Annotated in this window: 18 protein-coding genes; 6 read left to right on the top strand and 12 right to left on the bottom strand. The window is 59.2% G+C overall.

Going from position 1 to position 19,447, the window contains the following annotated elements:
- Nucleotides 1-181: 181 nt before the first annotated feature.
- The 5 genes from purM to ACYP2Q_RS05640 all read left to right on the top strand — a co-directional run bounded on the left by purM (nt 182) and on the right by ACYP2Q_RS05640 (nt 4,097).
- Nucleotides 182-1,240 (top strand): phosphoribosylformylglycinamidine cyclo-ligase, encoded by a 1,059-nt coding sequence (purM, locus tag ACYP2Q_RS05660; protein WP_459729611.1) that lies wholly within the window; start codon nt 182-184, stop codon nt 1,238-1,240.
- Complete coding sequence (gene purN / locus ACYP2Q_RS05655; protein ID WP_459729610.1) at nt 1,240-1,890, top strand: phosphoribosylglycinamide formyltransferase; 651 nt, start codon at nt 1,240-1,242, stop codon at nt 1,888-1,890. Before purM ends, purN begins: the two co-directional genes overlap by 1 nt.
- An 8-nt stretch (nt 1,891-1,898) precedes the next feature.
- Nucleotides 1,899-2,612, top strand: a complete 714-nt coding sequence (locus ACYP2Q_RS05650; protein WP_459729609.1) for a DUF3108 domain-containing protein — start codon at nt 1,899-1,901, stop codon at nt 2,610-2,612.
- Nucleotides 2,613-2,757: 145 nt separating this feature from the next.
- Nucleotides 2,758-3,174, top strand: a complete 417-nt coding sequence (locus ACYP2Q_RS05645) for an OsmC family protein (protein ID WP_459729608.1) — start codon at nt 2,758-2,760, stop codon at nt 3,172-3,174.
- Between the two features lie 62 nt (nt 3,175-3,236).
- Entirely contained in the window at nt 3,237-4,097 is an 861-nt protein-coding gene (locus tag ACYP2Q_RS05640; protein WP_459729607.1) for a pirin family protein, read from the top strand.
- A gap of 114 nt (nt 4,098-4,211) precedes the next feature.
- Here the strand turns inward: ACYP2Q_RS05640 and ACYP2Q_RS05635 are convergent, their stop codons facing one another.
- The 4 genes from ACYP2Q_RS05635 to ACYP2Q_RS05620 all read right to left on the bottom strand — a co-directional run bounded on the left by ACYP2Q_RS05635 (nt 4,212) and on the right by ACYP2Q_RS05620 (nt 7,919).
- The gene (locus tag ACYP2Q_RS05635; RefSeq protein WP_274074905.1) at nt 4,212-4,940 is read right to left on the bottom strand and encodes a dienelactone hydrolase family protein; all 729 of its coding nucleotides are present in this window, start codon (nt 4,938-4,940) and stop codon (nt 4,212-4,214) included.
- Nucleotides 4,941-5,007: 67 nt separating this feature from the next.
- Nucleotides 5,008-6,912, bottom strand: a complete 1,905-nt coding sequence (gene htpG / locus ACYP2Q_RS05630) for a molecular chaperone HtpG (RefSeq protein WP_459729606.1) — start codon at nt 6,910-6,912, stop codon at nt 5,008-5,010.
- A gap of 81 nt (nt 6,913-6,993) precedes the next feature.
- Nucleotides 6,994-7,446 (bottom strand): PaaI family thioesterase, encoded by a 453-nt coding sequence (locus ACYP2Q_RS05625; RefSeq protein ID WP_459729605.1) that lies wholly within the window; start codon nt 7,444-7,446, stop codon nt 6,994-6,996.
- Nucleotides 7,443-7,919 carry a PaaI family thioesterase gene (locus tag ACYP2Q_RS05620; protein WP_459729604.1) on the bottom strand — a complete coding sequence of 159 codons (477 nt, stop codon included), beginning with the start codon at nt 7,917-7,919 and terminating at the stop codon, nt 7,443-7,445. Before ACYP2Q_RS05620 ends, ACYP2Q_RS05625 begins: the two co-directional genes overlap by 4 nt.
- Before the next feature lie 157 nt (nt 7,920-8,076).
- On the opposite strand from ACYP2Q_RS05620, the gene ACYP2Q_RS05615 reads away from it, so the two are divergent.
- A complete protein-coding gene (locus ACYP2Q_RS05615) occupies nt 8,077-8,313 on the top strand; it encodes a hypothetical protein (protein ID WP_034146354.1) in 237 nt (78 codons plus the stop codon).
- A gap of 65 nt (nt 8,314-8,378) precedes the next feature.
- On the opposite strand, the gene ACYP2Q_RS05610 is transcribed toward ACYP2Q_RS05615, so the two are convergent.
- The 8 genes from ACYP2Q_RS05610 to ACYP2Q_RS05575 all read right to left on the bottom strand — a co-directional run bounded on the left by ACYP2Q_RS05610 (nt 8,379) and on the right by ACYP2Q_RS05575 (nt 19,369).
- A complete protein-coding gene (locus tag ACYP2Q_RS05610; protein ID WP_459729603.1) occupies nt 8,379-8,780 on the bottom strand; it encodes an MAPEG family protein in 402 nt (133 codons plus the stop codon).
- On the bottom strand, nt 8,780-9,517 hold the full coding sequence (locus ACYP2Q_RS05605) for a DUF599 domain-containing protein (protein ID WP_180202787.1): 738 nt from the start codon (nt 9,515-9,517) through the stop codon (nt 8,780-8,782). Before ACYP2Q_RS05605 ends, ACYP2Q_RS05610 begins: the two co-directional genes overlap by 1 nt.
- Before the next feature lie 275 nt (nt 9,518-9,792).
- Complete coding sequence (gene brnQ / locus ACYP2Q_RS05600; protein WP_323627666.1) at nt 9,793-11,106, bottom strand: branched-chain amino acid transport system II carrier protein; 1,314 nt, start codon at nt 11,104-11,106, stop codon at nt 9,793-9,795.
- Nucleotides 11,107-11,495: 389 nt separating this feature from the next.
- Nucleotides 11,496-12,377, bottom strand: a complete 882-nt coding sequence (sucD, locus tag ACYP2Q_RS05595) for a succinate--CoA ligase subunit alpha (RefSeq protein ID WP_003223019.1) — start codon at nt 12,375-12,377, stop codon at nt 11,496-11,498.
- Nucleotides 12,377-13,543: an ADP-forming succinate--CoA ligase subunit beta gene (gene sucC / locus ACYP2Q_RS05590; protein WP_003223015.1), complete on the bottom strand. Its 1,167-nt coding sequence runs from the start codon at nt 13,541-13,543 to the stop codon at nt 12,377-12,379. Before sucC ends, sucD begins: the two co-directional genes overlap by 1 nt.
- A 196-nt stretch (nt 13,544-13,739) precedes the next feature.
- Nucleotides 13,740-15,176, bottom strand: coding sequence for a dihydrolipoyl dehydrogenase (gene lpdA, locus ACYP2Q_RS05585; RefSeq protein WP_046819379.1), 1,437 nt, complete (start codon nt 15,174-15,176; stop codon nt 13,740-13,742).
- 98 nt (nt 15,177-15,274) lie between these two features.
- A complete protein-coding gene (gene odhB, locus ACYP2Q_RS05580; protein WP_459729602.1) occupies nt 15,275-16,495 on the bottom strand; it encodes a 2-oxoglutarate dehydrogenase complex dihydrolipoyllysine-residue succinyltransferase in 1,221 nt (406 codons plus the stop codon).
- Between the two features lie 42 nt (nt 16,496-16,537).
- A complete protein-coding gene (locus ACYP2Q_RS05575) occupies nt 16,538-19,369 on the bottom strand; it encodes a 2-oxoglutarate dehydrogenase E1 component (protein WP_459729601.1) in 2,832 nt (943 codons plus the stop codon).
- Nucleotides 19,370-19,447: the final 78 nt, after the last annotated feature.

Below are 19,447 nucleotides of genomic sequence, written 5' to 3'. Positions count from 1 at the left end.
TGCCCCCTGCCGTCGGCCTGAGGATGGCCGCTGACCGTCAAGCCTGATAAAATCGCGCGCCTTCGCAGACCGGCAACAGCCGGGCACCCTCGAATATCGCGTGAGGCAATCACCTTCGTCGATTTTGGCGGTCCCGCTGGACTCGGTCGTTACCCAGAAATCCCCCCTAAAGGCCTGGATCATGAGCAAGCAACCCTCCCTGAGCTACAAGGACGCCGGTGTAGACATCGACGCCGGTGAAGCATTGGTCGAACGCATCAAGAGCGTCGCCAAGCGCACTGCGCGCCCGGAAGTCATGGGCGGCCTGGGCGGTTTCGGCGCCCTCTGCGAAATCCCGGCCGGCTACAAGCAGCCCGTGCTGGTTTCCGGTACTGACGGCGTCGGCACCAAGCTGCGCCTGGCATTGAACCTGAACAAGCACGACAGCATCGGCATCGACCTGGTTGCCATGTGCGTCAACGACCTGGTGGTGTGCGGCGCCGAGCCGCTGTTCTTCCTCGACTACTACGCCACCGGCAAACTCAACGTCGAAACCGCGACCCAGGTCGTGACCGGCATCGGCGCCGGCTGCGAACTGTCCGGCTGCTCCCTGGTGGGCGGCGAAACCGCTGAAATGCCTGGCATGTACGAAGGCGAAGACTACGACCTGGCCGGCTTCTGCGTCGGCGTCGTGGAAAAATCCGAAATCATCGACGGCTCCAAAGTCGCTGCCGGCGATGCCCTGCTCGCCCTGCCGTCTTCCGGCCCGCACTCCAACGGCTACTCGCTGATCCGCAAGATCATCGAAGTATCCGGTGCCGACATCGAAAACATCCAGCTCGACGGCAAGCCGCTGACCGACCTGCTGATGGCCCCGACCCGCATCTACGTGAAGCCGCTGCTCAAGCTGATCAAGGACACCGGCGCCGTCAAAGCCATGGCCCACATCACCGGTGGCGGCCTGCTGGACAACATCCCGCGCGTTCTGCCAAAAGGCGCACAAGCGGTGGTTGACGTGGCAAGCTGGAACCGCCCTGCGGTGTTCGACTGGCTGCAGGAACAAGGCAACGTCGACGAAAACGAAATGCATCGCGTGCTGAACTGCGGCGTGGGCATGGTCATCTGCGTGGCTCAAGAGCACGTTGAAACCGCGCTGAACGTGCTGCGTGAAGCCGGCGAGCAGCCTTGGGTCATCGGCCAGATCGCTACCGCCGCCGAAGGCGCTGCCCAGGTTGAACTGAAGAACCTCAAGGCTCATTGATGTCTCAGACCTGTGATGTCGTGGTGCTGCTCTCCGGCACCGGAAGTAACTTGCAGGCCTTGATCGACAGCACGCAGACCGGCGACAGCCCGGTCCGCGTCGCTGCGGTGATTTCCAACCGCGCCGATGCCTATGGCCTGCAACGCGCCAGGGACGCGGGTATCGACACCCGCACCCTGGATCACAAGGCTTTCGAGGGCCGCGAGGCCTTCGACGTCGCGCTGATCGAACTGATCGACGCCTTCAATCCCAAACTCGTGGTCCTGGCAGGATTCATGCGCATTCTCAGCGCTGACTTCGTACGCCATTACGCGGGCCGCCTGCTCAATATCCATCCCTCGCTGCTACCCAAATACAAAGGGTTACACACTCATCAGCGCGCGCTGGAAGCCGGTGATGCCGAACACGGCTGCTCCGTACACTTCGTCACCGAGGAACTCGATGGCGGACCACTGGTCGTACAAGCAGTAATACCGGTAGAGTTGCATGACTCGCCGCAGAGTCTGGCGCAGCGGGTCCATGTACAGGAACACCTGATCTACCCCATGGCCGTACGCTGGTTTGCCGAAGGCCGGTTATCCCTCGGCGAACAAGGTGCTTTACTGGATGGACAGTTACTCGCGGCCAGCGGCCACTTGATTCGACCCTAGGAGATTTTATGCGTCGCGCCCTGCTCTTCGCTTGCGCTCTGCTTGCCTTGCCCTTCGCACAGGCTGCAGACCTTCAACCTTTCTCCGCCAGCTACACCGCCGACTGGAAACAGTTGCCCATGAGCGGCACGGCTGAACGCAGCCTGACCAAGCAAGCCAATGGCATCTGGAAGCTTAACTTCAAGGCTTCGATGATGATCGCCAGCCTGTCCGAAGAAAGCACCCTGACCGTCGACAAGGACACCCTGCTGCCCCAGTCCTACCACTTCGAGCGCGGTGGCCTGGGCAAAGCGAAGAAGGCTGACCTGGACTTCGACTGGACCGCCAAGAAGGTCACGGGTACTGATCGCGGTGACGCCGTCAACATCCCGCTCAACCGCGGCATGCTCGACAAATCCACCTACCAACTGGCGCTGCAGCATGACGTGGCCGCCGGCAAGAAAAGCATGAGCTATCAGGTCGTGGACGATGGCGAAGTCGATACCTATGACTTCCGCGTGCTGGGTTCGGAAAAAGTCGACACCAAGGCCGGCCAGATCGACGCGATCAAGGTCGAACGCGTACGCGACCCGACACAAAGCAAGCGCATCACCGTGCTGTGGTTCGCCAAGGATTGGGATTACCTGCTGGTTCGCCTGCAACAGGTCGAGACCGACGGCAAGGAGTACAACATCATGCTCCTGGATGGCACCGTGAACGGCAAGACCGTGAAAGGCAGCTGATCCGCACCTGTTTGAAGAAGCCTCGCGATTGCGGGGCTTTTTTTTGAAGATCTAAAAAACCAGGAACGCACAGCAGGCGCAATGCTCTATACCTTCAAGGTCTTTTTTGATCGAATGCGTTTTCCAGCCGCCTGCGAGGTTTCCCATGACTGTCACCGTCAACACCGTTTCCGCCGAAGGTCTTCGCCACACCGTCCAGATCGATGACCACGAACTCTTTGCCGATGCCCCGCAATCGGCAGGTGGCGAAGGTTCGGCCCCGGAGCCGCACGATTACTTCGATGCCGCGCTGGGCGCCTGCAAGGCCCTGACCTTGAAGATGTACGCAAAGAAAAAGGACATTCCGCTGACCGGTGTTGGTGTGGAGGTCAAACGCGACAACAGTGAAGAGCAGAAAGGTAAATACGCCCTGCATGTGAAACTGACCCTCAAGGGCGTGCTCACTGACGCCCAGCGCGACGAGCTGCACCGGGTGGCCGATCGCTGCCCGGTGCACAAGCTGATGACCACTTCTGAAGTCAGCATCGAAACCCATCTGGCCGAAGGCGCGTTCAGCCAATAGCGGCAAAGGCTACGCAAGCGGGTTATGCTCGAACGCATAACTCGCTCAGTCTGGAACGCACCATGAACACTCCGCTCGTGATCCGCCCCCGCGCAGAAGATGTCGAAGGCCAGCCGATTCTTCGCCCGTTGCCGTCAGCCAAATGCCGCAATGTCGGGCCCTTCGTGTTTTTCGACCATATGCTCGAAACCCGTTATGCACAGGGGACGGGCATGAACATCCGCCAGCATCCGCACATCGGTCTTTCTACGCTCACCTACCTGTTTGAAGGCCAGTTGCAGCACAAGGACAGCATCGGCTCGGACCAGGTGGTCAACGCCGGTGATGTCAGCTGGATGACCGCTGGCAGCGCCATCGCCCATGTCGAGCGCACGCCCGAGGCCCTCAAGGAAAGCGGCTTCACGATGCACGGCTTGCAGATCTGGCTGGCTTCTCCAAAAGACCAGGAACAGGGTCCGGGACTCTACAGCCACCACCCCGCCGCCACGCTGCCGGTCAGCGAAAACCTCGGGGTGAAGATCCGCATGATCGCAGGCTCGGGCTTTTGCCTGGAATCGCCAGTGCCAGTGCTTTCTCCGACCTTGTATGCCGAGTTGAATCTGCAAACGGCGACAACTTTGCTGATTCCCACCGAGCATGAAGAGCGTGCGCTGTATGTGTTGAGCGGCGATGTGCAGCTGGATGGCGAGTCAATTGAGCCGCATTCGCTGGTGGTGTTGCCGCCAGGGGAAGAGATGACGCTGTTCGCCGAGAGCGACAGTCATGCGGTGTTGTTCGGGGGTGCGCCGCTGGATGGGCCACGGCGGATCAACTGGAATTTCGTGGCGAGCGATCCGGCAGCCATCGATGAAGCGCGTCGGCGCTGGGCGGCCGGGGAATGGCCGACGGTGCCGGGGGAAGTTGAGCGGATCGAACTTCCTTAAGGCTTTTTGTGAATTTCACATCGCCTTCGCGAGCAAGCCCGTTCCCACAGTTGACCGCATTCCAATGTGGGAGCGGGCTTGCTCGCGAAGAGGCCGGCACAGGCAGCGACTGAGTCAGCCCTTGAACACTTCATCCAGCAGATTGTGCATCGAAGTGAAGGCCCGGGCGGCGACCTTGGCGTCGTACATCATCATGCCCGGAACATTGGCATGGGGATCGGTGAACGAGTGGAACGCGCCGCCGTAGCTCAGCAGCTGCCAATCCACGCCCGCAGCGTTCATCTCATCTTCAAACGCCGGCAGCTGCTCTTTCGGCACCAACGGATCGGAAGCGCCGTGCAGCACCAATACCGAGCCCTTGATGTTTTTCGCATCGTTGACGTCCGGGGTATCGAGCGTACCGTGGAACGACACCGCCGCCTTCACTGGCGCCCCCGTACGGGCGAACTCCAGCGCGCAGCAACCGCCGAAACAGAAACCGAAGGTTGCCAGTTTCGACGTATCGACAGCGGCCTCACCCTGGCTTTGCAACTGCTCGAACGCCACTTGCATGCGCTTGCGCAGCAATGGCCGGTCATTCTTCAACGGCATCATTGCCGCGCCGGCCTCATCGTTGTTCTGCGGACGAACCGATTGGCCATAGAGGTCCGCGATCAGCACCACGTAACCCTTGGCCGCGACCGACTTGGCGATCTCCTCGGCACCAGCACCGACGCCCATCCAGTTCGGCGCCATCAACAGACCCGGGCGCGGGCCTTTGTGGTCGGCGTCGAACGCCAGGCGGCTTTCGTAGGATTGGCCATCAATCTGATAGGCAACAGAACGTACAGTGATTTGGCTCATTTCTGACTCCTGATTTTTTTACACCAGAATGAAAAAACCCGCCGAAGCGGGTTTTTCTACAACCTTGTTAAGCCGACAGCTCAACCAGCAGCTTGTTCAGACGGCGCACATAGGCCGCCGGGTCTTTCAAGCTGTCGCCGGCCGCCAGGGCCGCCTGGTCGAAAAGGATGTGCGACAGGTCGCCAAAGCGCTCGTCGCTCTGCTCGTTGTCGAGCTTCTCGATCAGTGGGTGAGCCGGGTTGAATTCGAAGATCGGCTTCGAATCCGGAACCTTCTGCCCGCTGGCTTCGAGGATCTGACGCATCTGCAGGCCCAGGTCCTGCTCGCCGATGGCCAGGATCGCCGGGGAATCGGTCAGACGATGGGAGACCCGTACTTCAGCAACGGATTCGCCCAGCGCTGTCTTCAGACGCTCGACCAGACCTTCCTTGGACTTGGCGACTTCTTCCGCAGCTTTCTTGTCCTCTTCCGAGTCCAGGTTGCCCAGGTCCAGGTCACCGCGCGCCACGTCGACAAAGCTCTTGCCGTCGAAATCGCTGAGGTAGCTCATCAGCCACTCGTCGATGCGATCGGTCAGCAGCAGCACTTCGATGCCTTTCTTGCGGAAGACTTCCAGGTGCGGGCTGTTCTTGACCTGCGCGTAGGTTTCGCCGGTCAGGTAGTAGATCTTGTCCTGGCCTTCCTTGGCGCGTGCCAGGTATTCGGCCAGAGCGACAACCTGTTCGCCGTCATCACCGTTGGTCGATGCAAAACGCAGCAGGCCGGCGATTTTCTCTTTGTTGGCGAAATCTTCTGCCGGGCCTTCTTTCATGACCTGGCCGAAGTTTTTCCAGAAACCTTTGTATTGCTCTGGATCGTTCTTCGCCAGTTTTTCCAGCATATCCAGCACGCGCTTGGTCAGCGCCGACTTCATGGAGTCGATGATCGGGTCTTTCTGCAGGATTTCCCGCGACACGTTCAGCGACAGGTCGTTGGAATCGACCACGCCTTTGATGAAGCGCAGGTACAGCGGCAGGAAGGACTCGGCCTGATCCATGACGAACACGCGCTGCACGTACAGCTTCAGGCCTTTCGGCGCTTCACGCTGGTACAGGTCGAATGGCGCACGGGCCGGCACGTACAGCAGCGAGCTGTATTCCAGCTTGCCTTCGACCTTGTTGTGGCTCCAACTCAGCGGGTTTTCGAAGTCATGGGCGATGTGCTTGTAGAACTCCTGGTATTCCTCGTCCTTCACTTCAGTGCGAGGGCGAGTCCACAGGGCGCTGGCGCGGTTGACGGTTTCCCACTCAACGGCTGGTTTCTCTTCACCTTCGGCAGCGGCCGCTTCTTTCGGCAACTCGATCGGCAAGGCGATGTGGTCGGAGTACTTCTTGATGATGTTGCGCAGGCGCCAGCCATCGGCGAACTCGTCTTCACCGGATTTCAGGTGCAGGACGATGCGAGTGCCACGGTCAGCCTTGTCGAGGGTGGCGACTTCGAAATCACCCTCGCCTTTGGACGACCAGTGCACGCCTTCGCTGGCCGGGCTACCGGCGCGACGGCTGAACACGTCGACTTTGTCGGCGACGATGAAGGCGGAGTAAAAACCGACACCGAACTGACCGATCAGGTGCGAATCTTTCTTCTGGTCGCCCGTCAGGTGTTTCATGAAATCAGCGGTGCCGGATTTGGCGATGGTGCCCAGGTGGGTGATCGCGTCTTCGCGGCTCATGCCGATGCCGTTGTCTTCGAGGGTGACGGTCTTGGCGTCCTTGTCGAAGCTCACACGGATTTTCAGTTCAGCGCCGCCTTCCAGCAGCTCTGGCTTGGCCAGGGCTTCGAAACGTAATTTGTCTACGGCGTCAGAGGCGTTCGAGATCAGTTCGCGAAGGAAAATTTCCTTGTTGGAATACAGCGAATGGATCATGAGGTGCAGCAGTTGCTTCACCTCGGTCTGGAAGCCCAGGGTTTCCTTTTGAGTTTCCACACTCATGGTCATCAAACTCCAATCAGATGGCATAAGCCGCGACCATGAGGGTCGGCGGCGGGTTGTCATCAGAGTTGGGGGCAGCATTCAGGATTTCAAGGGCTCATCAAGTTTGAAATGCGCCCGGGCCGTGGCGATGGGTTCCGCTTCGGTGCTTTGCCAGGCGGTAATCGCCACGTTGGCGACCCGGCGACCCTGTCGGCACACCTGGCAGCGGGCCCAGGTATCGCGGAACTGTCCGGCGCGCAGGTAATCGAGGGAGAAGTCGATGATCTTCGGCACGCCCGGCGAACCGGTCGCCACCAGCAGGTGCAGCGCGGCGGACAGCTCCATGAAACCGGCGATCACGCCGCCATGGATAGCCGGCAATAACGGGTTGCCGATGTTGTCCTTGTTGGCCGGCAGGCGAAACAGCAACTCATCCCCCACCCGCGAACATTCGACACCAATCAATCCGGCGTAGGGAATGAGCTTCAACAGCGGCGCGTACTCGCCCTGTTCATGGGTCTGTCGCAGTTGCTCCTTGAATGACTCGCTCACTTCGCACCTCCGGCGATGGCGCCTGCAAAACCCTTGGTCCCCTTGATGCCCTTGCCCATGCGCATGAAAGTGCCCACGACATGGGCAATGGGCTGCTCGGGATCATCCTGATAGGCAAAACCACGGGCGAATATCACGTCAGTGGTCACCCGATAGCACTGGGCGAAGCCGTAGACATCCTTATGAGGTTCGGCGGCGTGCATGTAGTCGATGCGCAGGTCGAGGGTCGGGCACACTTCGAACTCCGGCAGCACACAGAGGGTCGACATGCCGCAAGCGGTGTCCATCAAGGTGGTCAGGGCGCCGCCATGAATCACGCCGCTCTGTGGATTGCCGACGATCTGCGGGCTGTACGGCAGTATCACGGTGAGCCCTTCGGCACTGGCGCTGTGAACGCGCAATCCGAGCACGGAACAATGTCGCAGCGCCGACAGGAACCGTGTCGCACGCTCAAAAACGGGGTTTTCGGCCATGTTGATAAAGACTCTTGTTTAGTAGGCAGTGAAGTAGACGCCCGGGTAAAAGTTCCGTTTTAGAACAAACTTATATATCTGAGCGATTTGAGGAACTTAACCCTGATGGCTGTGCTCTTAAAGCCAGTAGATAATTTTCCATAAGGAGAAACACCCCATGCGTAAGACTTTAGCTATTGCCTTGATGTTGACCGCTTCCCTCGGTCTCGCTGCCTGCGATAAAAAATCCGAGGACAAAGCTCAAGATGCTAACCAACATGCTGAGCAAGCCCAGCAAGACATGAATAAAGCTCAGGATAAAGTGAACGACGCTGCGAAAGAAAATGCCGAAGCCGCCAAAGCTCAGGCTGAATCGAACGAAGCAGCAGCAAAAGAAGCCGCGCCTAAGAACTGATTCAGTTTTTTCGTGTAAAAAGAAACCCGCCAAGTGCGGGTTTTCTTTTGCCTGCGATTTAATGGTTAGAGCAAAATCGTTCGAAAAGTCGGACTAATCATCAGCAACAAGGAACAGATCAAACCCACCAGCCAGACCAGGCTGCGTTGCCAGGCCAGGTCTTTCCAGTAACACAGCAGGTAGAGAACCCGCGCGATCACAAAGATGATCGCCAGGCAGTCGATCAGCCAGCCCGCCGTTTGTGTGGTGTGGGCCATCAACACCCCCGCCGCAAACAATATGAAGGCTTCGAAACTGTTCTGGTGCGCCGCCACCGCGCGCGCACCCAGCCCCGTGAGTTGCGCCTGCTGCTGGCGCGGCAGGTGATTGTTGTAACCGCCCTGCTCTTTCATGGCCGTGGTCACGGGCAGGCGCGCCACATAAATCAGTACGGCACTGATAAACACGCACCAGAATGGAATACTCATCAAGCGGCCTCTTTATTCACCTCGGGCAACGGTGCCTCTGTAGGGGTATAGACCATGACGTCGAGAACGTCGGAGTGAAACTCGCGACGGTAAAGCACGAATACGACGCCGGCACTCATCAACATGAACAACCAGGGACTAACGAACCAGGCCAGCATGGTCATGCCGAAGTAATAGGAGCGCAGGCCGAAGTTGAACTGGTTGGCGGCCATGGAAATAACCCGGGCTGCCCGGTTGGCAAAGGCTTTGCGCTCCTGCTCCGACACATGGCGCTCTCCGACCATGGGTGCCGAACCCACCAGGATGGCGGCGAAGTTGTACTGGCGCATGCACCAGCTGAAGGTAAAGAACGCATAGACGAACACCAGCGCCAGGCACAGCAACTTGATCTCCGACATCCCCTGGGACGCCTGTTGCACCATCGGGATATCCGCCAACAACGACACCGCCCTTTCGGATGCCCCAAGTACCGTGAGAATGCCGGCCAGGATAATCAGGGTGCTGGAGGCGAAAAAAGATGCGTTGCGCTCCAGGTTGCCGATCACGCTGGCATCGGCGATGCGGTTGTCACGCAGCAGCATGCGGCGCATCCAGTCTTCGCGATACAGATGCAGCACACTGGCCAGGCAGGCGGTATCACGGCCTTTCCAGGTCGCATAGCGGGTGTAACCGCCCCAGCAGATGACGAACCAGATGGCAGCGAGGATGTGGATCAGGTTGGCTTGGATGAACGACATGCAGGTCCTTGTGATGGAGTGGCAGGAACACCGGAAACCTGTAGGAGCGAGCTTGCTCGCGAAGGTCGCGAATAATGGCGCGTGTTACCTGGATAAACGCGTCGCTCTCCGGTTCTTCGCGAGCAAGCTCGCTCCTACAGGTGGATTGCGCAGTCTTTCGACGTTAGCGCAGAAGAAAAGACACCGCATCACCCCATAAAAAAATGCCCCGTATCGATTGATACGGGGCATTTCTGTTTTTGCCCGCAGGCCCGCTCGTGGCGGGCCGGCAACGCTTAAGCCAGCGCTTCCTCGCGCTTGCCCAGCAGGCGGTCGCAGACCACGGCGACCACCAGGGTCATCACCGAAGGCACCAGCCACGCCAGGCCTTGCTCGCTGAGCGGCAGGTGGGACAGTTGTGTCGGCATCCAGTCCGCCAGGCCGGCGCCCTTGAGAGCGTCGATCAGGCCGAAGAGGAACGATACCAGCATCACCGGACCGACGATGCGGCCTTGTTCATGCCAGAAGTCCTTGCAGAAGCTCAGGGCCACCAGGGCGATGCACGGCGGGTAGATCGCGGTCAGTACCGGGATCGAGAACGCGATCAGCTTGGTCAGGCCCAGGTTGGACACCAGCAGCGAGAACGCCGCGAGGATGATCACCAGCGTCTTGTAGGACAGTGGCAGCACCCGGCTGAAGTACTCGGCGCAGGCGCAAGTCAGGCCGACCGCCGTGACCAGGCAGGCCAGCGAGATCAGGACGGCAAGGAAACCGCTACCCAGGGAGCCGAAGGTGTGCTGCACGTAGGCGTGCAGCACGGCCGCGCCATTGGTGGCGCCAGCGGCGACTTCATGGCTGCCCGAACCCAGGCGGAACAGGCTGATGTAGACCAGCGCCAGGCCCACGCCGGCAATCAGGCCGGCGATGATCGCGTAACGGGTGATCAACGCCGGCGACTCGACGCCGCGCGAGCGGATGGCATTGACGATGACGATGCCGAACACCAGTGCACCCAGGGTATCCATGGTCAGGTAACCGTTGATGAAGCCCTGGGAGAACGGCGCCGCGACGTATTCAGGCGTGGCATGGCCAATGTCACCCGCAGGCAATGCGAACGCGGCGATGCCGAGCGCGGCCAGGGCGATGATCTTCAGCGGCGCGAGGAAACGTCCGACGGTATCGAGCAAACGGCCCGGGTACAGCGAGATGAAGAACACCACCAGGAAGTACACGGAACTGTAGAGGAACAACGCCAGCGGGCTTTCGCCGGTCAGCGGTGCCAGGCCGACTTCGAACGACACTGTCGCGGTACGTGGCGTGGCGAACAGTGGGCCGACAGCCAGGTAGCACGCCGCAGCGAGCAGGCCACCAGCGATCTTGCCGATCGGGCTGCTCAAGGCATCCATGGCGCCACCGACCTTGGCCAGGGCCACGACGGTCACCACGGGCAGACCGACCGCGGTAATCAGGAAGCCCAGCGCCGCCATCCAGACGTGAGGCCCGGACTGCAAACCGACGATAGGCGGGAAGATGATGTTGCCAGCCCCGACGAACAGGGCAAACGTCATAAAACCAAGTGCCAGGATGTCCTGGCCTTTCAACACTTTCATTAAGGAAATACCACACTACTGAATCGGAATTTAGAGAGGGATTTCCCTATGGGTGAGGGAAATGCTGTCGGTCCGTATGGGACCAACCCTTTTAGCGCGTTGCAGCCTTGTGGGCCGCGGACGCAAAAATGGCGCGTAGCCTAACGAATTTGGGCGGTGAACGCACTGTTAAAGGGCAAACTATCCGATACACGACATTTCCGTGTCGCGTTTACGCATCTAATTTACCTACACCAACCCCTGTAGGAGCTGGCTTGCCAGCGAAGGCGCCATGCCTGACACACCGCGTCGTCCCTTTCGCCGGCAAGCCGGCTCCTACAGATCCAGGAAACGACAAACGCCACCCGAAGGTGGCCTTTGTCTGGTGAAGCGTCAGCTAAGCGCGAGGCTTACTTGACAGCCCAACCAGTCAGCTCGGCCAGGGCCTTGCCGATGTCTGCCAGCGAACGCACGGTTTTAACGCCTGCGTCTTGCAGAGCAGCGAATTTCTCGTCTGCAGTGCCTTTGCCGCCAGAGATGATTGCGCCAGCATGGCCCATGCGCTTGCCCGGAGGAGCAGTCACACCAGCGATGTAGGAAACAACCGGCTTGGTCACGTGTGCCTTGATGTAGGCAGCCGCTTCTTCTTCAGCCGAACCGCCGATCTCACCGATCATCACGATCGCCTCGGTCTTCGGGTCTTCCTGGAACAGCTTCAGGATGTCGATGAAGTTCGAACCCGGGATCGGGTCACCACCGATGCCGACGCAAGTCGACTGACCGAAACCGGCGTCAGTCGTCTGCTTCACAGCTTCGTAGGTCAGGGTGCCGGAACGGGAAACGATACCGACCTTGCCTGGCAAGTGAATGTGACCTGGCATGATGCCGATCTTGCATTCGCCTGGGGTGATCACGCCTGGGCAGTTAGGGCCGATCAGGGTAACACCCAGCTCGTCGCACTTAACTTTAGCGTCCAGCATGTCCAGGGTAGGAATGCCTTCGGTGATGCAGACGATCAGCTTGATGCCGCCGAAAGCAGCTTCCAGGATCGAGTCTTTGCAGAAAGGAGCCGGAACGTAGATCACGCTGGCGGTAGCGCCAGTGGCAGCTACTGCGTCTTTAACGGTGTTGAACACTGGCAGGCCCAGGTGCTCGGTGCCGCCTTTGCCCGGAGTTACACCACCAACCATCTTGGTGCCGTACTCGATGGCTTGCTGGGTGTGGAAACTACCTTGCGAACCGGTAATACCCTGGCAGATAACTTTGGTGTCTTTATTGATCAGGACGCTCATTATTTGCCCTCCGCAGCTTTGACAACTTGTTGAGCAGCGTCGGTCAGGCTGGTAGCAGCGATGATGTTCAAACCGCTTTCTGCCAGTACTTTAGCGCCCAGCTCAGCGTTGTTGCCTTCAAGGCGAACAACAACCGGGATTTTCACGCCGACTTCTTTCACGGCGCCGATGATGCCTTCGGCAATCATGTCGCAACGAACGATGCCGCCGAAGATGTTAACCAGTACTGCAGCGACGTTGGTGTCGGACAGAATGATCTTGAACGCTTCGGTAACGCGTTCCTTGGTTGCACCGCCGCCCACGTCGAGGAAGTTGGCTGGTTTGCCGCCATGCAGGTTGACGATGTCCATGGTACCCATGGCCAGGCCAGCACCGTTGACCATGCAACCGATGTTGCCTTCCAGTGCTACGTAGTTCAGTTCGAACTTGGCAGCGTGCGCTTCGCGCGGATCGTCTTGCGACGGATCGTGGAAAGTCTTCAGCTTAGGCTGACGGTACATGGCGTTGGCGTCGATGTTGATCTTGGCGTCCAGGCAGTGCAGATCGCCGTCAGCCTTGATCACCAGCGGGTTCACTTCCAGCAGGGCCAGATCGTGATCCTGGAACAGTTTGGCCAGACCAACGAAGATCTTGGCGAACTGGGCAACTTGCTTGCCTTCCAGACCCAGTTGGAATGCCAGCTCGCGACCCTGGAATGGCTGAGCGCCAACCAGTGGATCGATAGTGGCCTTCAGAATTTTTTCTGGAGTGTCGTGAGCGATTTTCTCGATGTCCACGCCACCTTCGGTGGAAGCCATGAACACGATGCGACGGCTCGAACGGTCAACGACAGCGCCCAGGTACAGCTCTTTAGCGATATCAGTGCACGATTCAACCAGGATCTTGGTGACTGGCTGACCATTGGCGTCAGTCTGGTAAGTCACCAGACGCTTGCCCAGCCACTGCTGTGCGAAGGCTTTGGCGTCTTCTTTGTTGCGAACCAGCTTTACGCCGCCCGCTTTACCGCGACCACCGGCGTGGACCTGGGCTTTGACAACCCACTCGCTGCCGCCGATTTTGTCGCAAGCTTCTGCTGCTGCTTCCGGGGTGTCTACCGCGTAACCGGTGGAAACTGGCAGGCCGTATTCAGCGAACAGCTGCTTACCCTGATACTCGTGAAGATTCATGCTTATTACCGTCTTCGTTAGGTACTGCGCATTCGGTGCTGCACTTGTTCAAGTGCCGCACCACCTGTGACTGCTGCTTGCGTAGCCTTTCCGGACAACCGGTGCAGCTACGCAAGACTGCGTCCAGCGGATATTCCGCGGTGAGTCTTGCATGCAAGGCTCACGACGGGCCAAACCGCCGTGGTTTCTTATTGTCTTAACGCTTCTTGCGGTTGGCGATGTGGATGGCGCCGCCATTCACTGCCAGAGCAGCTTCGTGCAAGGCTTCAGACAGGGTCGGATGGGAGAAAACCATCATGCCCAGGTCTTCAGCGCTGGTGCCGAATTCCATACCGATCGCGCCCTGCTGAACCAGTTCTGCAGCGCTTGGGCCAATCACGTGGACGCCCAGTACGCGGTCTGTCTTGGCATCAGCGATGACCTTGACGAAACCACCGGTGTCGTTGGCAGCCATGGCACGGCCGGAGGCTGCAAACGGGAAGGTGCCGACGTTAACTTCAACGCCTTCAGCTTTCAAGGCCTGCTCGGTTTTACCCACCCACGCGATTTCCGGGTGAGTATAAATAACCGAAGGGATCAAATCATAGTTCATCTGGGCCTTGTGGCCCTTGATGCGCTCGACAACCATGATGCCTTCTTCGGACGCCTTGTGCGCCAGCATCATGCCGCGAACCACGTCACCAATGGCGTAGACGCCCGGTACAGTGGTGGCGCAGTGATCATCGACGTGCACGAAACCGCGCTCGTCCAAGGTCACGCCGCAGTCGGCAGCCAACAGATCAGTGGTCACTGGACGGCGACCAACGGCTACGATCAGCTTGTCGAAAGTGATGTTCTGCTCGCCCTTGGCATCGGTGTAGTTCACCACGACTTCGTCGCCGTTCACTTTGGAGCCGGTCACGCGAGCGCCCAGCTTGATGTCCAGGCCCTGTTTGGTCAGGGTTTTCAGCGCTTCCTTGGAAACAGCGGCGTCAGCGGCCATCAGGAAGGTGTCCAGGGCTTCCAGGACAGTCACTTCTGCACCCAGACGCGACCAGACCGAACCCAGTTCCAGACCGATCACGCCAGCGCCGATCACGCCCAGACGCTTAGGCACGGTCTGGAATTCCAGTGCGCCAGTCGAATCAACGATCACATTCTGGTCGACCGGAGCCGGTGGAATGTCGATCGGACGCGAACCTGGAGCCAGGATCACGTTTTCGGCCTGGATGATTTCTACCGAGCCGTCTGGCTTGGTGACTTCAACTTGCTTGCCAGCCAGCAGCTTGCCGTGACCTTCAATGGAAGTCACACCGTTGGCTTTGAACAGGGTCGCAACGCCAGAGGTCAGGCCTTTGACGATGGTGGCCTTGCGGCCGACCATTGCTGGCACGTCCATGGTCACGCCAGCGTGATTGATACCGTGGATCGCGAAGCCTTCTTTGGCTTCCTTGTATTTCCAGGAGCTGTCCAGCAGCGCCTTGGATGGAATGCAGCCGACGTTCAGGCAAGTACCGCCCAGAGCCAGTTTGCCTTCCTTGTCGGTGTACTTCTCGATGCAGGCGGTCGAAAGACCCAGCTGTGCGGCCTTGATGGCAGCTACGTAACCGCCAGGGCCTGCGCCGATCACTACTACGTCAAATTTCTGCGACATTCAAAAAATCCTCTTTAGCGAAAAGCTTCAAGCCGCAAGCTGCAAGCCAAGCCGCGGGTTTTCCGCCAGCTCGGGCTTGCAGCTCATGGCCGCTTCTATCAGATATCCAGCAACAGACGAGCCGGATCTTCCAGCAGGTTCTTGATGGTCACCAGGAAAGTCACAGCTTCTTTGCCATCGATCAGACGGTGATCGTAGGACAGTGCCAGGTACATCATCGGGCGGATAACAACCTGGCCGTTGATGGCCATAGGACGCTGGATGATGTTGTGCATGCCCAGGATGGCTGCTTGTGGCGGGTTGACGATCGGGGTCGACATCATCGAACCGAAGGTACCGCCGTTGGTGATGGTGAAGGTACCACCGGTCATTTCGTCCATCGACAGTTTGCCGTCGCGGGCTTTCTTGCCGAAGGTGGCGATGCCGCCTTCGATTTCAGCCAGGCTCATCAGTTCGGCGTTACGCAGAACCGGTACAACCAGGCCGCGATCGCTGGAAACTGCAACGCCGACGTCAGCGTAGCCGTGGTAAACGATGTCGCCGCCGTCGATCGACGCGTTGACAGCCGGGAAGCGTTTCAGTGCTTCGGTAGCTGCTTTCACGAAGAACGACATGAAGCCCAGGCGCACGCCGTTGTGGGACTTCTCGAACAGATCCTTGTACTTCGAACGCAGGGCCATGACTTCGGTCATGTCGACTTCGTTGAAAGTGGTCAGCATCGCCATGTTCGACTGGGCTTCTACCAGGCGCTTGGCCACGGTAGCGCGAACGCGGGTCATCGGAACGCGCTTCTCGATGCGGTCGCCTGCAGCGAACACAGGAGCAGCGGCGGCAGGTGCGGCAGCCTTGGCAGGCGCGGCAGCCGGAGCGGCTTTCTTGGCAGCAACGGCTGCAACCACGTCTTCCTTGGTCACGCGACCGCCTTTGCCGGTGCCGGCAACGGAAGCGATGTTGATGCCGTTTTCTTCAGCCAGCTTGCGCGCAGCCGGTGCAGCAACAGGATCGTCTTCGCCTTCAGCGGCAGGAGCAGCAGCTTGAGCAGCGGCGGCCGGAGCAGCAGCGGCTGGAGCGGCAGCAGCGCCGCCCGCTTCGATGGAACCCAGCACTTCGTCGGACAGGACGGTTTCGCCCTCGCCTTTGACGATAGCGCCCAGCACGCCGTCAGCGGTAGCCAACACTTCCAGTACGACTTTATCGGTTTCGATGTCGACGATCAGTTCGTCGCGCTTGACCGCGTCGCCCGGTTGTTTGTGCCAGGTGGCAACGGTGCCATCGGCAACCGATTCCGGAAAAGTGGGGGCTTTGATTTCGATAGCCATTATCTGTGGGTCCTTAAATTCGGTTTCAGGTGCGCGAAGGCGTTAAACAGTAAAGGCGTCTTGCAGCAGTTTTTCCTGCTGCTCAGCGTGCATCGATGCGTAACCGCATGCCGGTGCAGCAGAAGCCTCACGGCCCGCGTACTCGAGTACGAGAGACTTGTTGAGGTTGCTGATGCTGCGACGCATGTGGTGTTGGCTGCAGTACCACGCACCCTGGTTCATCGGCTCTTCCTGGCACCAGACGGCAGCTTTGACGTTGGTGTAAGGCGCCAGGACTTCTTTCAAGTCGTCCTCAGGGAATGGGTACAGCTGCTCGATACGCACGATGGCGATATCGTCACGGCCTTCGGCACGACGTTTTTCCAGCAGGTCGTAGTAGACCTTGCCGCTACACAGGACAACGCGCTCGACCTTTTTCGGGTCTTGGGCATCGATTTCCGGGATAACGGTCTGGAAGGAACCTTCGGCCAGATCTTCCAGGGTCGAGATGGCCAGCTTGTGGCGCAACAGCGACTTCGGAGTCAGGACTACCAGAGGCTTGCGCAGCGGGCGAATCACCTGACGGCGCAGCAAGTGGTAGATCTGTGCCGGCGTCGTCGGCATGCACACCTGGATGTTGTGCTCGGCGCACAGCTGCAGGTAACGCTCCAGACGAGCCGAGGAGTGCTCCGGCCCCTGACCTTCATAACCGTGCGGCAGCAGCATGGTCAGACCGCACAGACGGCCCCACTTGTGCTCGCCACTGGTAATGAACTGGTCGATAACCACCTGGGCGCCGTTGGCGAAGTCGCCGAACTGGGCTTCCCAGATAACCAGGGCATTTGGCGTGGTGGTCGAGTAACCGTACTCGAACGCCAGCACCGCTTCTTCGGACAGGAACGAGTCGTACAGGTCGAAACGTGGCTGACCGTCGTACAGGTTTTGCAACGGGACGTAGGTGCCCGCGTCCTTCTGGTTGTGCAACACGGCGTGACGGTGCGAGAACGTACCGCGGCCGATGTCCTGGCCAGTCATGCGGATCGGGTGACCTTCGAACGCCAGGGTCGCGTACGCCATGGTTTCGGCGTAACCCCAGTTGATCGGCAGGCCGCCGGCTTGCATCTTCTGACGGTCTTCGTAGATCTTCGCAACCTGGCGCTGAACCACGAAGCCTTCCGGGATTTCCAGCAGCTTGGCGGACAGTTCCTGCAAGGTCTTGAGGTCGAATCGAGTGTCGTGACGCGCGGTCCAGGCGTGGCCCAGGTACGGACGCCAGTCCACGAACAACTCTTTGTTCGGTTCCTTGACCAGGCTTTTCACTACGTGCAGACCGTTGTCCAGCGCGTTGCGGTATTCGTCGACCTTGGCCTGAACACGCTCTGCGTCGAGTACACCGGCCTGGGTCAGGCGATCGGCATACAGCTCACGGGTGGTGCGCTGCTTGGTGATCTGCTGATACATGATCGGCTGGGTGCCGCTTGGCTCGTCGGCCTCGTTGTGGCCGCGACGACGGTAGCAGACCAGGTCGATCACCACGTCACGCTTGAACTGCATGCGGTAGTCGATGGCCAGCTGGGTCACGAACAACACGGCTTCCGGATCATCGCCATTCACATGGAGGATCGGCGCCTGGATCATTTTCGCAACGTCGGTGGCGTACTCGGTGGAACGCGAGTCCAGCGGGTTGCTGATGGTGAAACCAACCTGGTTGTTGATCACGATGTGCACGGTACCGCCGGTCTTGAAACCGCGGGTCTGCGACATCTGGAAGGTTTCCATCACCACGCCTTGACCGGCGAATGCCGCGTCACCGTGGATGGAGATCGGCAGGACCTTCTCACCGGTCAGGTCGTTGCGACGGTCCTGGCGGGCGCGAACCGAACCCTCGACCACCGGGGAAACGATTTCCAGGTGGGACGGGTTGAACGCCATGGCCAGGTGAACTTCACCGCCGGTGGTCATTACGTTGGACGAGAAGCCCTGGTGGTATTTAACGTCACCGGAACCCAGCTCGACCTTCTTCTTGCCTTCGAACTCGTCGAACAGCTCGCGCGGGTTCTTGCCGAAGGTGTTGACCAGCACGTTCAGACGGCCACGGTGGGCCATGCCGATGACGATTTCCTTGGTGCCGTAGGAACCGGAACGCTGGATCAGCTCGTCGAGCATCGGAATCAGGCTCTCGCCGCCTTCCAGGCCGAAACGCTTGGTACCCGGGTATTTGGTGCCCAGGTATTTTTCCAGGCCTTCGCCGGCGGTCACGCGCTCGAGCAGGTGGCTCTTGATGTCGGCGGAGTACGTCGGACGGCCACGCACGCTTTCCAGACGCTGCTGGAACCACTGGCGCTGCTCGGAATCGGTGATATGCGTGAACTCAGCGCCGATGGTGCGGCAATATGTCTGCTGCAACGCTTCGTGAATTTCGCGTAGGCTCGCTTCCTCTTTGCCGATGAACAGGTCGCCGGCACGGAAGGTCGTATCAAGATCGGCATTGGTCAAGCCGTAATGATTGATCGACAGGTCTGCAGGTGCAGGACGCTGCCACAGCCCCAGCGGGTCAAGCTGGGCTGCCTGGTGGCCACGCATACGGTAGGCCTGGATCAATCGCAGCACTTCAACTTGCTTCTTCTCGTGCTCACTGCTCACGCTGCCGGCGGAAACCGGTTGGGCGCGGCGCTGGTTCTTTGCCAGCAAGACGAAATGATCGCGAATTGTGGAGTGCGAAACATCGGTGGCAGAGTTGCCGTCAGCAGGCAACTTCTGGAAGTAGGTGCGCCACTCTTCTGGCACAGCGTTAGGGTCGTGCAGGTAGAGCTCGTAGAGCTCTTCCACATAGGCAGCGTTACTACCGGATAGGTAGGCGCTGTTCCACATGCGCTGCATCACGCTTTCTTGCATGCTTGGTCACCCTCGGTTAGGGGAACACCACCGGTGTCGACACCGAGCAAACTTGCAGAAGTCCGAATGCAGCGACCA

It is taken from the genome of Pseudomonas sp. MHK4, assembly GCF_054600775.1.
Note: the sequence above shows the minus strand (reverse complement) of the source record. Positions and strands in the feature narration are given on the sequence as shown.

Coding starts and splice junctions, on each gene's coding strand:
- purM (WP_459729611.1), top strand. CDS start 182: ATGAGCAAGCAACCCTCCCTGAGCTACAAGGACGCCGGTGTAGACATC.
- purN (WP_459729610.1), top strand. CDS start 1,240: ATGTCTCAGACCTGTGATGTCGTGGTGCTGCTCTCCGGCACCGGAAGT.
- ACYP2Q_RS05650 (WP_459729609.1), top strand. CDS start 1,899: ATGCGTCGCGCCCTGCTCTTCGCTTGCGCTCTGCTTGCCTTGCCCTTC.
- ACYP2Q_RS05645 (WP_459729608.1), top strand. CDS start 2,758: ATGACTGTCACCGTCAACACCGTTTCCGCCGAAGGTCTTCGCCACACC.
- ACYP2Q_RS05640 (WP_459729607.1), top strand. CDS start 3,237: ATGAACACTCCGCTCGTGATCCGCCCCCGCGCAGAAGATGTCGAAGGC.
- ACYP2Q_RS05635 (WP_274074905.1), bottom strand. CDS start 4,940: ATGAGCCAAATCACTGTACGTTCTGTTGCCTATCAGATTGATGGCCAA.
- htpG (WP_459729606.1), bottom strand. CDS start 6,912: ATGAGTGTGGAAACTCAAAAGGAAACCCTGGGCTTCCAGACCGAGGTG.
- ACYP2Q_RS05620 (WP_459729604.1), bottom strand. CDS start 7,919: ATGGCCGAAAACCCCGTTTTTGAGCGTGCGACACGGTTCCTGTCGGCG.
- ACYP2Q_RS05615 (WP_034146354.1), top strand. CDS start 8,077: ATGCGTAAGACTTTAGCTATTGCCTTGATGTTGACCGCTTCCCTCGGT.
- ACYP2Q_RS05610 (WP_459729603.1), bottom strand. CDS start 8,780: ATGAGTATTCCATTCTGGTGCGTGTTTATCAGTGCCGTACTGATTTAT.
- ACYP2Q_RS05605 (WP_180202787.1), bottom strand. CDS start 9,517: ATGTCGTTCATCCAAGCCAACCTGATCCACATCCTCGCTGCCATCTGG.
- brnQ (WP_323627666.1), bottom strand. CDS start 11,106: ATGAAAGTGTTGAAAGGCCAGGACATCCTGGCACTTGGTTTTATGACG.
- sucD (WP_003223019.1), bottom strand. CDS start 12,377: ATGAGCGTCCTGATCAATAAAGACACCAAAGTTATCTGCCAGGGTATT.
- sucC (WP_003223015.1), bottom strand. CDS start 13,543: ATGAATCTTCACGAGTATCAGGGTAAGCAGCTGTTCGCTGAATACGGC.
- lpdA (WP_046819379.1), bottom strand. CDS start 15,176: ATGTCGCAGAAATTTGACGTAGTAGTGATCGGCGCAGGCCCTGGCGGT.
- odhB (WP_459729602.1), bottom strand. CDS start 16,495: ATGGCTATCGAAATCAAAGCCCCCACTTTTCCGGAATCGGTTGCCGAT.
- ACYP2Q_RS05575 (WP_459729601.1), bottom strand. CDS start 19,369: ATGCAAGAAAGCGTGATGCAGCGCATGTGGAACAGCGCCTACCTATCC.